The sequence below is a fragment of the Stomatobaculum sp. genome (genome assembly GCF_057248925.1).
Window position 1 is genome coordinate 1 of the sequence record NZ_DBHIHF010000017.1, and the last position, 12821, is coordinate 12821.

The 12821-nt window shown below is 57.3% G+C and carries 11 protein-coding genes; 7 read left to right on the forward strand and 4 right to left on the reverse strand.

The genetic code is table 11. The features are described 5' to 3' along the window. Both ACO4XG_RS07305 and ybaK read right to left on the reverse strand, forming a co-directional pair. Positions 1 to 2416 (reverse strand): transglycosylase domain-containing protein (locus ACO4XG_RS07305; RefSeq protein WP_308509378.1); only part of this gene is annotated, 2416 nt, incomplete at its 3' end. Positions 2417 to 2439: 23 nt separating this feature from the next. Continuing rightward, positions 2440 to 2919 (reverse strand): Cys-tRNA(Pro) deacylase, encoded by a 480-nt coding sequence (gene ybaK, locus ACO4XG_RS07310; protein WP_308509377.1) that lies wholly within the window; start codon positions 2917 to 2919, stop codon positions 2440 to 2442. A 123-nt stretch (positions 2920 to 3042) separates the two neighbouring features. Between ybaK and ACO4XG_RS07315 the strand changes: the two genes are divergently transcribed. The 3 genes from ACO4XG_RS07315 to dnaB are packed head-to-tail and all read left to right on the forward strand — an operon-like array spanning position 3043 to position 6832. After that, positions 3043 to 5046 (forward strand): DHH family phosphoesterase, encoded by a 2004-nt coding sequence (locus tag ACO4XG_RS07315; RefSeq protein ID WP_308509376.1) that lies wholly within the window; start codon positions 3043 to 3045, stop codon positions 5044 to 5046. Beyond that, the gene (gene rplI, locus ACO4XG_RS07320) at positions 5043 to 5492 is read left to right on the forward strand and encodes a 50S ribosomal protein L9 (RefSeq protein ID WP_308509375.1); all 450 of its coding nucleotides are present in this window, start codon (positions 5043 to 5045) and stop codon (positions 5490 to 5492) included. Before ACO4XG_RS07315 ends, rplI begins: the two co-directional genes overlap by 4 nt. Next, entirely contained in the window at positions 5489 to 6832 is a 1344-nt protein-coding gene (gene dnaB, locus ACO4XG_RS07325; RefSeq protein WP_308509374.1) for a replicative DNA helicase, read from the forward strand. The genes rplI and dnaB overlap by 4 nt, the downstream gene beginning before the upstream one ends. A gap of 50 nt (positions 6833 to 6882) precedes the next feature. Here the strand turns inward: dnaB and ACO4XG_RS07330 are convergent, their stop codons facing one another. Together ACO4XG_RS07330 and ACO4XG_RS07335 are read right to left on the reverse strand one after the other, a co-directional pair. Next, the gene (locus ACO4XG_RS07330) at positions 6883 to 7056 is read right to left on the reverse strand and encodes a DUF362 domain-containing protein (protein WP_009533133.1); all 174 of its coding nucleotides are present in this window, start codon (positions 7054 to 7056) and stop codon (positions 6883 to 6885) included. Between the two features lie 167 nt (positions 7057 to 7223). Continuing rightward, on the reverse strand, positions 7224 to 7991 hold the full coding sequence (locus tag ACO4XG_RS07335; protein ID WP_308509373.1) for an adaptor protein MecA: 768 nt from the start codon (positions 7989 to 7991) through the stop codon (positions 7224 to 7226). A gap of 529 nt (positions 7992 to 8520) precedes the next feature. Between ACO4XG_RS07335 and ACO4XG_RS07340 the strand changes: the two genes are divergently transcribed. The 4 genes from ACO4XG_RS07340 to ACO4XG_RS07355 are packed head-to-tail and all read left to right on the forward strand — an operon-like array spanning position 8521 to position 12534. After that, on the forward strand, positions 8521 to 10239 hold the full coding sequence (locus ACO4XG_RS07340; RefSeq protein ID WP_308509372.1) for a glycosyl hydrolase family 18 protein: 1719 nt from the start codon (positions 8521 to 8523) through the stop codon (positions 10237 to 10239). Further along, positions 10239 to 10973, forward strand: coding sequence for an ECF transporter S component (locus ACO4XG_RS07345; protein ID WP_308509371.1), 735 nt, complete (start codon positions 10239 to 10241; stop codon positions 10971 to 10973). The genes ACO4XG_RS07340 and ACO4XG_RS07345 overlap by 1 nt, the downstream gene beginning before the upstream one ends. A 2-nt stretch (positions 10974 to 10975) precedes the next feature. Further along, positions 10976 to 12043, forward strand: coding sequence for an L-threonylcarbamoyladenylate synthase (locus ACO4XG_RS07350; RefSeq protein ID WP_308509370.1), 1068 nt, complete (start codon positions 10976 to 10978; stop codon positions 12041 to 12043). Further along, positions 12040 to 12534 carry a deoxycytidylate deaminase gene (locus ACO4XG_RS07355; protein ID WP_308509369.1) on the forward strand — a complete coding sequence of 165 codons (495 nt, stop codon included), beginning with the start codon at positions 12040 to 12042 and terminating at the stop codon, positions 12532 to 12534. Before ACO4XG_RS07350 ends, ACO4XG_RS07355 begins: the two co-directional genes overlap by 4 nt. The last annotated feature ends 287 nt before the right edge of the window (positions 12535 to 12821 follow it).

A 12821-nucleotide genomic window follows, 5' to 3' on the forward strand; every position in this document is an offset into this window, starting at 1 on the left:
TGGTCTCCGCGCGGGTTCTCCGCTCCGCGGTCTCACGGACGATGGTTTCCCGCGGGCTCGCGACAGTCTCTTCGTTGTCGCGGTGCGATTCGTGGCTTCGCTGCGGCGTCACGCCGGGGCCGCCGTTCACACCTGTGACGCCGGTTCCCGCGGTGACATGGGCGGAAGTCTCAATGCTCTCGAGCGTCTCTTCGAGCGAAACATTCTCTTCGGAAGCACTGCTCTCGTCAATGACATCGTCGTGCAGATCGCCGCCTGCGTCGCGGTTGGCATCGGGATCGGCCTCGGTGGTGCCGTAGGTTTTTTCGTACTCGCTTCGCGCCGCGCTGTCTACATTCAGATTGAAAAGATCTTTTTCGCCGCTGTCATAGTCCACCTGCTCGCCGGTCGAACTCTTGAAGTAGGCCTTAATGACGGATTCCGGCTGTTCCCAGTCTTTCTCCGGCAAATCTTTGTGGATGTCGGTCATGACACCTTTCCAGATGCGTCCCGCGACGGTGGCACCGTAGATACCGGGCATGGGACGCGGCTGGTCATAGCCGACCCAGACGGCTGCGGTGTAATAACGGGTGTAGCCGCAGAACCAGGTGTCCTTCGAGTCATTCGCCGTTCCGGTTTTACCGGCGGCCTGCTGACCCTCAATGTCAAGACCGCGGCCGGTGCCGTAGGACTTGTCCATGGTGCCTTTCAGAATGTCGGTGATCATGTAGGCCGTGCCCTCGGTGTAGACCTGGGTGCGCCGTGAGCTGACCGGAATCACCTGCTGCTCGGTGCGGTCATAGACCACGGAGCGGAGGCAGGTCTTGTCGTCGTAGACGCCCATGTTCGCGAAGGTCGAAAAGCCCTTTGCCATGTCGACGACGCGTGTGCCGTAGGTAAAGCCGCCAATCGAGACGGCCGCCGCGGTGCTGTCCTGCCAGGAGAGGGAAGAGAATTCCATCTTCCCGAGATAGGAGAGGCCGGTCTTCACGCCGATTTTCTGGAGGAGCTGCCAGGCCACGGTGTTCAGCGAGCGGTTCAGCGCCTCGCGGAGCGTCACGGAGCCGTAGTACTTATTGCCGGAGTTCTTCGGGCCGCCGTCAAACTCGTGATCGTCAATCACATAAGACGGATAGAAGTAGCCGGTCTCGAAGGCAGGCGCGTAGTCAATCAAGGGTTTAATCGTGGATCCCGGCTGGCGTCTCGCAAGGAACCCGCGGTTATAGGCGTCGTCCGTGCCGCGGCCGCCCACAATCGCGACGACGGCGTTGCTGTCGTTGTCAATGACCACACCTGCGCCCTGGAGCGCGAACTTGCCGTTTTCCTGCTTTTCGTTCGAGCGGTCATCGAGCGTCTCGTCGAGGCGCTTCTGGAGTTTCGCCTGGATATCCGAGTCTATGGTCGTATAAATCTTATAGCCGCCCGCGCGAATCTTTTCGCTCTTGTCGGCGTAGAGCTCGCGGTACTCGGCCTGATACTTGTCATACTCCTCTTTGTTCTTGAAGGTATACTTGAACTTAAAGCCGTCGGTCTTCATGAGCTGCAGTGCCGTGCAGTAGATCGCATAGCTGGTCTGGTAGTTTTCGGTCGCCGCGGCCACCTTGGTCTGCGGGGCGATTTCGAGCGGTTTTTCTTTGTATTCGGCGAGCTCTTCGGCCGTGATATCGCCCTGCTTATACAGATTGGTCAGCACTTCGTTCCGCTTGCGCAGCGCGTTCTTCGGGTGATTGACCGGCTCGTACGTCGCCGGACGGTTGCTGATGCCGACCAGCACGGCGGCTTCCCAGGGCTCCAGATCCTTGGCGCTCTTGTCGAAGTAGTAGCGGCTTGCGGCTTCCACACCGTAGCAGCCGTGCGCGTAGAAGTTGCCGTTGCAGTAGAACTCGAGTATCTTGTCCTTGCCGAAACGCTTCTCGAGCTGGGGCGCGAGAAGTATCTCGGTGAATTTTCGCTTCAGCGAGCGCTCCTGGGTGAGATAGGTGTTTTTGATGACCTGCTGGGTAATCGTGGAGCCGCCCTGGGTCACGCGCCGGTGTTTGACATAGGAGAGTCCCGCACGGGCAATGGCGAGCCAGTCCACACCGTGGTGGTTGTAAAAGCGCCGGTCTTCCTGCGCGACATAGGCCTTTTTCAGCCAGGGGCTGATGTCGTCGGAGCCGACATAGACATAGTGATGACCGGAGCTGATTACGCCGATTTGTTTGTCATCCTTGTCAAAGATTTCGGTGTCCGTCACGAGGCGGAAATCGTCCTCGGACATGTGCTGATAGGTCTCGTAGGCGTGCTGCTGGATGGACTGCAAATCCGGAAACACCTTGATGAAGAGAAAAGCGACGGCCGCGAGGATGCAGAGCATGAAGACGAGAAGCAGGGTCTTCAGGATGCGGACGACAATATGTGCCTTCTTCTTTTTTCGCTTACTTGCCTGTTGTGCCATGTGTTGTTTACCTCTCTGATGCCTCACTCGGTGAGGGCTGCATACGAAAAGCGTATCAGTTTGCCAAGTACCGCAGGGCTCAGTTCCACCTGATAGCCGCGTTTCCCGGCGGAGATGATAATGCTCTCGAATGTTTCCGCACTCTCGTCGACCACAGTCGGGAAGATCTTTTTCATGCCGATCGGCGAGCAGCCGCCGTGCACATAGCCCGTGAGCGGCAAAAGATCCCGCTGCGGAAGCATGGCGATCGATTTTTCGCCGACTGCCTTGGCTGCACTCTTTAAAGAGAGGGAAGCGGGGCCCGGAATCACGAAAACATAGTGCTGTCCGGATTTTCCGACGGTGACCAGGGTCTTGAAGACCTGCGCCGGATTCTGACCGAGATAAGCTGCGACCTCCTCTGCGCTGACGGCCTCTTCCGGTGGATAGCTGTGTTCGACATACGGGAGCTTCTTGCCGTCCAGAAGGCGGCACACATTGGTTTTTTCATTGTTTTTTGACATACGGTTACTATAACACAGCCCCCTTGCCTTGTATAGGACGGCAAAATGTCGGTATGCCGCGCTTGCGTTCCTATGCTATAATCTTGTATAACCCGACCGTAATGATAGGAGGATGCATGAAACATGAAAGAAGAAAGAAAAGCGCAGGAAAAGCTGCGTACCTATCTGCGATGGCCCATATTTCCCGCTGTGCTCTCGATATTGACGGCGGTATTGATTTGTGTTTCGAATTGGGAGACCGGCTTGCTGGTCTTTTTGCTCGCGTTGATTTCCGGCAGTATCTGTCTTCGGTTCTATGCGGTTTCCGGTGCGGAAATCAACCAGGCGATGATCGGTTTTTCGGCGGCGACGGACAGTATGCAGGCGCGGCTTGCCGACCGGCTGGATATCTGTTACGGCCTGCTGGACAGGACAGGCACCTTTGCCTACCGGAATACGGCATTGACGGAACTCCTTGCGGCGGAACACAAGACCGCGCAGCGACTGGAGGATTTATTTCCGGAACTCACGCGGGAGGAGCTCGCAAAGATTGCGGAGAGCGCGGACTACCATCTGAGTCTCGGCGCACTGCGGCTCCGCGTGCGGCTCGTGCGGGAGCAGATTGATACGGAGTCGGTCTTTGCCGTCTATTTTTATGACGAGACAGCCCTGCTCAGGCTCCGGGAAGAAGAGGAGAGCCGCCGCCTCACAGCGGGTCTCCTGTATCTCGACAACTACGAAGAGGCGATGGAGAGCGTCGACGAAGTGCGGCGCCCGCTGCTCACCGCAATGATTGACCGGAAGATTGTCCGCTACTTTGACGGGATGCAGGCCATCATGAAGAAGCTCGAGAAGGACAAGTACTTCTTTGTGATTGAGCGCCGTTATCTGCAGGATCTTTTAGACAGCCAGTTTGATATTCTGGAGCAGGTCAAGACCGTGAACATCGGCAATGAGATGCGCATCACGCTCTCAATCGGCATCGGTGACGGCGGCAGCAGTTACGCGCAGTGCTACGACTTTGCGCGCCAGGCGATTGATATGGCGCTGGGGCGCGGCGGCGACCAGGCGGTTGTCAAGGATGGCGAGAACATCCGCTACTTCGGCGGCAAGTCGAATTCCAAGGAGAAGACAACGCGCGTCAAGGCACGCGTCAAGGCGCATGCGTTCCGCGAACTGATCGAGAACAAGGACAGACTCTTGATCATGGGACATAAGCTCATGGACATCGATTCGCTCGGCGCGGCAGTCGGCATCTGGCGCATTGCGACGACCATGGGCAAGGAGGCGCACATTGTCTCTTCGGCGGTCAACGGCGCAATTCGCCCCATGCTCGAGCGCTTTTATAACGGCGACTATCCGGAGGACATGTTCATCCCCGAGGAGAAGGCTATGCAGCTCCTTGATGAAGACTCGGTACTGGTCGTCGTGGATACCAACCGGCCGTCCATGGTCGAGGGCCCGAGGCTTCTGGATGTCGCAAAGACCATCGTGGTGCTGGATCACCACCGCCAGAGTCAGGATTCCATCCGGAACGCCCAGCTCTCGTATGTCGAGACCTATGCGTCGAGCGCCTGCGAGATGGTCGCGGAGGTTGTGCAGTACATCTCGGACGATGTGAAGATTCGGGCGGTCGAGGCCGATGCGATGTACGCCGGCATTGTGATTGACACCCACAATTTCCAGAACCAGACCGGTGTCCGGACTTTTGAGGCCGCGGCCTTCCTCCGGCGAAACGGTGCCGATGTGACGCGCGTCCGGAAACTGTTCCGTGAGAAGCTCGATGACTACCGCGCAAAGAGCGAGGCGATTCACAACGCGGAAATTTACCGCGAGAACTTTGCGCTGAGTTACTGTGACGCGACGGGGCTCGACAACCCGACCGTGGTCGGCGCGCAGGCGGCAAACGACTTGCTCGATGTCATCGGCGTGAAAGCAAGTGTCGTCGCGACGACCTTCCGCGAGAAGGTGTATCTCTCGGCGCGTGCCATTGACGAAGTCAATGTTCAGGTCATGATGGAAAAACTCGGCGGCGGCGGTCACCGCACCATTGCCGGCGCGCAGCTCTCGGGGCTCACGCAGGAAGAGGCCATGGAGCAGGTGAAACAAGTCATCGACGAGATGCTTTTGAAAGGAGAAATCTCATGAAAATTGTGTTATTACAGGATGTGAAGTCGCTCGGCAAGGCCGGCACGCTCGTGGAAGTTTCGGAGGGCTATGCGCGGAACTTTCTGCTGCCGAAAAAGCTCGGCGCGGCGGCGACGGCCGAGAATCTGAACACCCTGAAGTTAAAGCAGGCGAATGAGGCAAAAATTGCGGCGGAGCAGCTCGCCGAGGCGAAGGCGCTCGCGGCCAAGATTGAGGCCGGCAGCGTGACTGTGCACATCAAGGGCGGCGAGAACGGAAAGACCTACGGTTCTGTTTCGACCAAGGAACTTGCGGAAGCCGTGAAGGAACAGCTCGGCCTGGAACTCGACAAGAAGAAGATTGCTCTCGCGGAGCCGATCAAGAGCTTCGGCAGCTATGAGACCGTAGTCAAGCTGCACCGCGATGTGCAGGCGACGCTCAAGGTCAATGTGACGGAAGCAAAATGACGGACGACACTCAAAATGTGCTAAAGCGCATCATGCCGCACAGCGAGGAGGGAGAGCGCTCCATCCTCGGTGCGGTTTTTGTGGATCAGAACAGTCTTGCCGTCGCGCTGGAACACTGCAGTGCGGCGGATTTTTATTCCAAGCAGTACGGCATTGTCTTCTCTTGCATGGCAGAACTCTTCAACGAGGGCAAGCCGGTCGATATTCTGACGGTACAGGAAAAGCTGAAGACAAAAGATGTGCCGCCGGAAATGCAAGGGCTGGATTTTTTGCGCGAGATTGCGCAGAGCGAGGCGACCGCCGCGAACATCCGGGAGTACGCGAAGATTGTCCGCGCAAAGGCGGTCAAGCGGAAGCTGATTCAGGCGAGTGAGGAGATTGCGAACAGCTGTTATGCCGACAGCCAGGAGCTCGAGGTGCTGTTGCAGGAGACCGAGGAGAAGATGTTCCGCATCCTGCAGCAGCGGAGTGCGGCGGAATTCACCCCGATTTCGGAGATTACCCTGCGGGTGCTGGAGAGAATCCAGAAAGCCTATCAGAACGGCGCGGAGGTGACCGGCATCCCGACCGGCTTTATAGACCTCGACCGGAAGCTGAGCGGCCTCCAGCCCTCCGACCTCGTGCTGATTGCGGCGCGCCCCTCGATGGGAAAGACAGCCTTCGTGCTGAACATTGTCGAGCACGCAGCCGTGCGGAACGGGCGATCCTGCATGATTTTCTCGCTCGAGATGAGCAAGGAGCAGCTGGTGAACCGCATCCTCTCGATGGAGTCGAGTGTCGACGCGCAGAAGATGCGAAACGGTGATCTCTCGAGCGGCGATTTCAGCAACATCATCGAGGCGGCCGCACATATCTCCGAGAGCAAAAATCTGGTGATCGATGACACGGCGGGCATCGGCATCGGCGAACTGCGTAGCAAGTGCCGGAAGCAGAAGTTAGAGCACGGGGTGGACCTCGTGATCATCGACTACCTGCAGCTCATGAGCGGCAGCGGCAAGTCCGGCGAAAACCGCCAGCAGGAGATTTCCGACATCTCCAGAAATTTAAAGGCGCTGGCGCGTGAACTGCAGGCGCCGGTGATTGCGCTCTCCCAGCTCTCCCGCGCGGTGGAGCAGCGGCCGGATCACCGCCCGATGCTCTCGGATCTCCGTGAGTCCGGCGCCATCGAGCAGGACGCGGATGTCGTGATGTTCCTGTACCGCGACGACTACTACAACAAGGACACCGAGCACCCGAACGAGGCCGAGGTCATCATCGCGAAACAGAGAAACGGCCCGATCGGCACAGTCAGTCTGGTCTGGAAGCCGGATACCACGCGCTTTGTCAATATGGCGCGCTGACACAAAAAAAGCTCTGAGCGTAAGCTCAGAGCTTTTTTTTGCGATTTTTCTCAGTTTGCCTCAGAAATTGCGCCGACCGGGCATACAGCCTCGCAAGCGCCGCAATCGATGCAACCGGACTCGTCGATCACATACTGCGTGTCTCCCTGGGAGATCACACCAACCGGACATTCACCAGCGCAGCTGCCACAGCTGACGCAAGCATCAGAAATTCTGCGTGCCATAATCAAATTCCTCCTTGATTCTTCTAAACTAGGACAGCATCTTTGCTGTTTCCCACATTGTAAACGAAAGAAGTCGTAATTACAAGCAGAGGATTTAGCAAATCTGCACTTTTAGAGGTACATCTTGGACGATTTGTTATCATTAACTAACAAAACTTAAGGCATGCTTAGAGTTTTGCGAGCGAAGTAAGCACATCCTTCGAGAGGATGCGGTCATAGTGCTCGTCGTAGAAGGCGGCGCGCGCCGGGCTCAGCAGCAGGGGATCGCTGTATTCGCCGAGGCTGTTGCAGAGCAGGGCGATGTGCAGCGAAAACTGCCGTTTGAAGCGGAGCACCAGGGTGTACCGACCGTTTTCCGGATTTCGGTAAAGCGATTCCGCAACGAGCTCGGTTGCGAGGTCTTGCAGGGCGTGAGCGGCTGTGATGACAGCGTCCAGATTCGGGAAGCGGAAGCCGCGCACCAGATACTCGGAAGGTTCCGGGATTTTTTCGTCGAGCTTGACGGGTGTGAACTCATTCGCAAGGGAGGCACATTTTCGCAGAAGCTCATCCATCTCGTCGTCATCCAAAGACGATTCCCGCTCGTCCGTGTCCTGCAGGAAATCGGAGAATCCCATCCGGTCCTCGTCCTCCTCCTCTGTGTCCGTCGAAGGGACAAAGCGCGAAAAGCGCGCATCCAGTTCCTCCGGATCGTCCACTTTGGTAATCAGTACCCGAATGCTGTCGTCGGAGAGCGGTATGGACTCCACGCGCAGCGGCATATCATCGACTTCAAAGCCCAATTCAGAGGATGCCTGCTGCATCATCTCCCGAAGAAGGCGTCTTGCTTTTTTGCTGCCATATGCGAGTTCATTGAGCTCGATGTCGCGCTCAATCAAATCAAAACCGGACAGCGTGCAGCTGATCTGATACTCGCTGACGCGCTCTAATTTCATGGACTTCACCTCTTTCTGTTTTGTTAAAGCATAATACAACGGAATACCGCGTTTTGCAATTGAAGATTACGGCGGTTATTGGTATACTTTAAACGGATGGAGAACAGGAGGCAGCAGTTTTAGATCTTGTCCCCAAGACAAAAGATTCCTTTCTGAAAACGGCGACACTCCGTCGCCGCGTCGCACGCATCCGTGCGGTGTATTTCCCCAAAAGTACTCAAAAATCCGGAGCTGTCCGGCGCTTTTTTGTATGCGTGAACTACGCCATCCATCTCGCGCAGCAGAGGGCGGCAACCCGCGGAATTCGCGATTCCGCCATGATGTCACGGAAAATCTTTGTCAACTGTATGTGCTGCCGAGCCTGCAAGTTTGGAGCACAGACGGCAGTGTGCTTGTCACGGAGCGCACTGCCGCTTTTTTGTTTGTCTTCACACAGAATTCGCCGTTTTATGATATACTGTTCCGGAATTATTTAGGGCTCTCTTCCTAATATTAATGGGATGTAACCGCACTTCAGAGGAGGATTATCTTGGAAGAAAGGAATGAAACAAAGGAGCTGCAGAATACGAAGCGAAGCCGGAAGCGAAACGGCAGGAGATCTTTGCTGCCCCTGGTCTTGCTGCTCGCGCTCGTCGCAGTCATTCTCGGGCTCTGGTATCGGCAGTTCGGACCGAGCCGCACCCGAATCAGCGAGAACAGTCTGTTCGGCGTGCAGGGCGATGAAGTCGCCGTGCTCTATAACTATGAATTGCAGAGCGACAAGGCGGTTCTCGAGAACGGCCGTGTCTATCTGCCACTGACACTCGTGAAAAGCAAGATGAATCAGCGCTTCTACTGGGATAAGGACGAGAAATGCATGGTCTACGCAGCGCCCGGCGGCGTCCGCACATTTACGGCGGAAGAGGTGGACACGGAGGGCAAGCCGCTCTTTTTTGTCAAAGACCAGGCGCTTTACCTCTCGCTGCCGCTACTCTGCGAATTTACGAATGTCCGCACCGAGGCCTATACGGACGGTGAGGTCAAGCGGATTTTTGTCGAGACTGCACCGGAGAGCGACGAAGTGCGGGCGGCAAAGCATAAGACCGTACTCCGGAGCCGGCCGAGTGTGCGCGGCAGTATTGTCACGGTCGCGGCAAAGGCGGAGGCGCTCCGCGTGATTCCGGACCATGCCGATGCAAAGACGGATACCGCGCGCTGGGTGCGCGTCAAGACCGACAGCGGTTTCACCGGCTATGTGCAGCAGAGTAGGCTTGCGGCGGCGGAGACGGTGCCCTATCAGAATTCGTTTGTCGCACAGGACTACGGAACGCTCTCCCTCGGCGGCAAAGTGCTGCTCGGTTTCCACCTTGTTTCCAACCAGGCGGCCAATCAGGGACTTTCGACGCTTGCGGGCAATGCAAGCGGCATGAACGTGATTGTTCCGACCTGGTTCTCGCTCCGCGGCAATGAGGGCGACTATCAGAGCTATGCCGACCGCGCCTATGTGGAAGCGGCGCACGAGAAAGGTCTCAAGGTCTTTGCGCTGCTCGATAACTTTGACAAGAGTGTCACGACGGGAGAACTCCTGAAAAAGACATCCGTGCGGAAAAAGCTGATTGATTCGCTGATGGCAGACGCCGATCTCTACGGCTTTGACGGCATCAATGTGGATCTCGAGCTCATCAAACAGGAGGCGATTGACCAGTACCTCGAATTCATCCGTGAACTCTCGGTCGCCTGCCATGCAAAGCAGCTCTACCTCACGGTGGATGTTCCGAATCCCGCGAAGTTCAATGCCTACTACGACAGAAAAGAACTCGCGGTCTTCTGCGACTACATCATCAACATGGGCTATGACGAGCACACCGGCGGCGACGCACCGGGCAGCACGGCTTCGCTCGACTTCGTGACGACGGGGCTTGACGCCTGCCTCGAAGAGATTCCGAAGGAAAAACTGATTCAGGCTGTGCCGTTCTACACGCGACTCTGGACGGAGGACAAGAACGGCAAAGTGTCGAGCGAGGCGCTCGGCATGAAGGCGGCGCAGGACTGGGTCAACAAGAACCAGGTCAGCCTGACCTACGACGAGACGCTCGGGCAGAACTACGGTCAGCGCTCGGCAAACGGAAGCATCCAGTCCATCTGGATGGAGGACGCCAAGTCGATGCAGGCGCGCATGGAAGTGATACGGGCCAAGGACCCCGCCGGCATCGCCGTGTGGCGGCTCGGCCTTGAGACAACGGATGTATGGGGGATAATCAATCGGTAATGGGAAATTTAGGTCAGAAAATTGCGGAAAATCTTATCTTTGTCGGCGAGTTCCTGCTAATTGTCTTTCTCTGCTTCTTTGTCGCCTACGTCATCGAGAAGCGGATTCAGCGGCGGAGAGGGCAGAAAGAGCGCATTCTGAGCACCCGGAAGATGGCCATGATAGGTCTCTTCTCGGCGGCTGCGGCTGTGCTCATGCTGTTTGAGGTGCCGGTGCCGTTCGCGCCGCCCTTTTATAAAATCGATCTCTCGGAGCTCCCGATTTTAATTCTGAGCTTTGCCTACGGCCCGGTCGCAGGGGTGATGGCGGAGTTTCTGAAAGTTTTATTGAAGCTGGTGTTTAAGTCGACCTCGACCGCCTTTGTCGGCGAGCTCGCGAACTTTGCGGTGGGCTGCGCGCTCGTGCTCCCGGCCGGTATTTTCTACTTTGAGAAGAAGACCAAGCGTCAAGCCTTCGTTGCCTGCGCGCTCGGCGTGATCTGCATGACCATCTTCGGTTCGCTCCTCAATGCGGTTTATCTGCTCCCGAAATTCGCGGCGCTCTACGGTATGCCGCTCGAGACCATTGTGCAGATGGGAACCAAGGTGAACCCGCGCATTGTGAGCGTCGAGACCATGGCGCTCTATGCGGTCGCACCGCTGAATCTCGTAAAGGGGAGCGTGGACATGTTGCTTACGATTCTTCTCTACAAGCGCCTGAGCCATGTGCTGAAAGAGCAGGAAGGACGGCGCTGAGCATGGAGACAATCTATGGTCTGCTGACCGGAAGCAGGGCGGAGCGGGAGGAAGCATTGGCGCGCGCCGGAGAAATACTTCGCGCCGGCGGTCTGGTCGCATTTCCGACCGAGACTGTCTACGGCCTCGGCGGCAATGCACTGAGCGCTGCGGCGGCGGAAAAAATCTACGCGGCAAAGGGGCGGCCGAGCGACAATCCGCTGATTGTCCACATTGCCCGCTTCGAAGAGATGGAGCCTCTGGTGCGGGAAATCCCGGAGAGTGCCGGAAAGCTCGCGGAGGCTTTCTGGCCGGGGCCGCTCACCATGATTTTGCCAAAGAGCGAGGCAGTGCCGCGCGAAACCAGCGGCGGGCTCGACACGGTCGCAATCCGGCTGCCGCTCGATCCGAATGCGAGAGCCTTGATTCTGGCGGCGGGACTGCCGGTTGCGGCACCCTCCGCGAATACCTCGGGGCGCCCGAGCCCGACGGAGGCGCGCCATGTGAAAGAGGATCTCGGCGGCAAAATCGACATGATACTGGACGGCGGCGCGGTTGCCGTGGGGCTCGAGTCGACAATCGTAGATCTGACCGGCAGTGTGCCCGCCTTGCTCCGCCCGGGCGCGATTACGCCGGAAATGCTGGAAGGCGTGCTCGGGAAAATAGAGTTTGACCCGGTGCTCACAAAGCCGCTCACGCCGGACATGCACCCCAAGGCACCCGGCATGAAGTACCGGCACTACGCGCCGCGCGCCGAGATGTACCTGGTCGACGGGACACAGGCGGCGGTCATCCGGAAAATCAACGCCTGCGCCGCCGCGGCGAAGTCGGGCGGCAAAAAGGTCGGCATACTCGCGAGTGCGGAAAACGCGGATGCCTATTGTGCCGATGCGGTTCTGTGCCTCGGGGAACGCGCAAAACCGGCGGAGATTGCTCACAATCTCTTTGCCGCGCTCCGCGAGATGGATGCCCGCGCGGTCGATGTGATTTACGCCGAGGCATTTCCGGAGAGCGGGGTCGGCCTCGCCGTTCGGAATCGCATGAACAAGGCGGCGGGACATCACTATCTGTACGCAGAGGAGGGAAAATGAGCGGAAAGCGCGAAGACTATATCAGCTGGGACGAATATTTCATGGGTGTCGCCTATCTCTCGGCGCTCCGCTCGAAGGATCCGAACACCCAGGTCGGCGCCTGCATCGTGAGCGATGACAACAAGATTCTCTCGATGGGCTATAATGGCTTCCCGAGAGGCTGCTCGGACGATGAGTTTCCCTGGGGGAAGGAGCACGAGCAGGACGACCCTTATCAGGCAAAATACTTCTATGCGACGCACAGCGAGCTGAATGCGATTCTGAATTACCGCGGCGGTTCGCTCGAGGGCAGCAAGCTCTATGTGACCTTGTTCCCCTGCAACGAGTGCGCCAAGGCGATTATACAGAGCGGTATCCGAACCCTGATTTACGGAGAGGATAAGTACGGCGACACGGCGGCGGTTCGCGCGAGCAAGCGCATGCTGAACGCGGCGGGCGTTCGCTACTACCAGTACACGAAGACGGGGCGGAAGCTTCGGATTATTGTCTGAGTTTTCTCTTGCCGAAGGCGAAGAGAGGGACTATAGTAAAATGAAATTCAGCGGCAAATGCCGCAGAGACAGAGGTGAAGAAGATGAAAGATAAGCGTCGTAGAGTGGTGGCAATGATAGTGGCAGTGGTGCTCTGTGCTTCGATGGTGCTCGGCATGGCCGCAGCCGGCCTCAGCGCGTTCCTGCATTGAGGCAGAACTATCCGGAACTCGTCGCAGCCTGTTCGGCGGGAAACCTTGAGACTGCGAGATATTTAGAAGAGTGCGGGTCGAAAAACAAAATATATG